Annotated in this window: 1 protein-coding gene; it reads right to left on the bottom strand. The window is 63.2% G+C overall.

The window, feature by feature from the left end:
• Nucleotides 1–1,050 (bottom strand): hypothetical protein (locus tag GJ632_RS21495; RefSeq protein WP_191453980.1); only part of this gene is annotated, 1,050 nt, incomplete at its 3' end.
• Nucleotides 1,051–1,400 lie beyond the last annotated feature (350 nt).

Here is a 1,400-nt window from a genome sequence, read left to right as displayed (position 1 = left end):
CCGTCGGGGGTCGTAGAGGTTGTCCATCGTCCAGTCGTAGACGCGGGTCGCCACCTCGTGCGCCTCCGGGTCGTCCGACTGGACGAGGGTGATGAGCGCCTGCGCCGACGCGTGTGCGTCGTACGGTTTGGACCGGTCGGACTCGAACTTGGGCGCGCCGTCCTCCTCGAACAGTTCCCGGACGAAGAACGACAGCCCGTTCTCGTACGCCTCGCGGACGCGTTCGCTCTCGACGCGCGTGACGTACTCGTGGAGGCTCTCGAGGACGAACCCGGTGTGGAAGTTGTCGTGGCTGAGGTGCGAGTCCGAGGCGGGCATCGAGTAGTACCACGCGCCGCTGTCGTCCTGCGCGTGGAGGACGAACTCGAACAGTTCCTCCGCGCGTTCGAACAGGGCGTCGTCGTGGGTGCGGTCGGACAGGCGGAGGAAGAACCCCGCGGCGAGGGCGTTCGCGTTGATGACGACGAACTCGTCGTGCGGCGTGTAGGTGTAGGCGTCGAACCCCTCGACGTCGACGACGTTGATTCCCTCGCGGATGTACGCCGCGGCGTCGTCGGCCACCTCGAGCGACCACGTGGCACCGGTCACTTCGTGGTGTTCGAGGAACGCGCGAGCGCAGAACACCGTCACCACGATGGACGGGTGGTACTCGGGGAGGAAGAACCGACGGGCGTTCTGCCAGTCGAAGTTGTACCCCCACGCGTGCCGCTCAGTCTCCGGCGAGGTGTGCTCTCGCAACCACCGAAGGAGTCGTTCCGCCTCCGCGAGGTACGCCTCGTCGTCCGTCGTCTCGTACAACCGCAGGCACGCCGATGCGAACAGGCCGATGCCCTTCGGGTTGCGTTCCGGTTCGATGCCGAGCAACGGACGGAGATTCACCGGCGACTTGTTGACGCCGTGGATGGCGACGAGACGCGTGAACCAGTTCGTCGAGAGCGACGAGAGAATCGGGCTGTTGAGGCCGTCGTACGGGTCGTACCCCGCGTAGTCTCGCTCCCGAGCCCAGTCGAGGGCGCGTTCGGCAGTTTCGAGAGGGGAGAGATGATTCATAATCTACTTGTCAGGTGAGCACCGGGCGTAGCCTCTTCGGCGTTTCACGTCCATCGACCCCACGTGCGACGCCCGGGACTTCGGTAGAACTGATTGTGCTCGGACAAAATAGTATCTCCGGTCGAAGTCTCTTCCTAACGATACAGTCGTGGTTACGTATAGATATGTATCACAGAATTATAGTTTCAGCGTCACGCACGAACGGTCAGATTCGTCGGCGACGGGGTATGCGGACCGTGAGCACGTCTCGCGCGGTTCGCGCACGGTGAGCGATTATTCCAACCATAACAAAGCGCGTACCGAAAGGACACCCGACGAGATACCCCTATCGAACGCCTCCCAGCGCACGC

This window comes from Halogeometricum sp. CBA1124 (genome assembly GCF_009741955.1).
Taxonomy (GTDB): domain Archaea; phylum Halobacteriota; class Halobacteria; order Halobacteriales; family Haloferacaceae; genus Halogeometricum; species Halogeometricum rufum.
Note: the sequence above shows the minus strand (reverse complement) of the source record. Positions and strands in the feature narration are given on the sequence as shown.